1 protein-coding gene is annotated in these 766 nt (G+C 60.2%); it reads left to right on the top strand.

Translation table 11 applies throughout. The features are described from left to right. A partial coding sequence (tnpC, locus tag MRS74_RS23530; RefSeq protein WP_254582719.1) for an IS66 family transposase occupies positions 1 to 758 on the top strand: 758 nt, incomplete at its 5' end. Between the last annotated feature and the right edge of the window lie 8 nt (positions 759 to 766).

The following is a 766-nucleotide window of genomic DNA, read 5'->3' as shown; positions in this document are numbered from 1 at the left end:
GCATCAACATCGGCGGCCAACGCCACTGGCTGCATTGCGCCTCGAATGACGGCCTGACCTGGTTGGCGCCCCATGCGCAGCGAGGCCACGAGGCCATGGAAGCGATCGGTATCCTGCCGCGCTTCAAGGGCGTGCTCTGCCATGACCACTGGAAGTCGTACTATCGCTATCAGTGCCGGCATGCACTGTGCAATGCCCACCATCTGCGCGAGTTGCAACGTGCCTGGGAGCAGGACAAACAGGCCTGGGCGCAGCGCATGCAGACGTTGCTGTGCACCATGGAGGACGCGGTCAAGAATGCCGGCGGTAGCCTGCCACCGGAAACGGCGGATGGGTGGCGAAAGGCATACCGGCAATGCCTTAAGAAAGCGGAAGAAGAGTGTCCGCCACCGGATGAAAGCCAACGGCAGGGCAAGCGCGGTCGGCTCAAGCGCTCTCGGGCTCGCAACCTGCTGGAGCGGTTGCGCGACTATGAGGAGGATGTCCTGCGCTTTCTGGACGATCCGGCGGTCCCCTTTACGAATAACCAAGGCGAACGTGATATCCGCATGCTCAAGGTGCAGCAGAAGATCTCCGGCTGCTTCCGTTCGATGGATGGGGCGCAAATCTTCTGTCGTGTGCGCAGCTATCTGTCGACGGCGCGCAAGCGGAACCTGAGTGGTTCCGAGGCGTTGACGCTACTGTTCGAGGGGCGCGAGCCACCGTTCATGACGGTAGCAGCTGATAATAACCAGAACGTTTTAAATCAAACCAGCTGAATAGTTAC

The organism is Marinobacterium sedimentorum, assembly GCF_024267675.1.
In the GTDB taxonomy this organism is placed as follows: domain Bacteria; phylum Pseudomonadota; class Gammaproteobacteria; order Pseudomonadales; family Balneatricaceae; genus Marinobacterium_A; species Marinobacterium_A sedimentorum.
The sequence above is the reverse complement of the archived record's forward strand: the minus strand, read 5'-3'. Positions and strand labels throughout refer to the sequence as shown.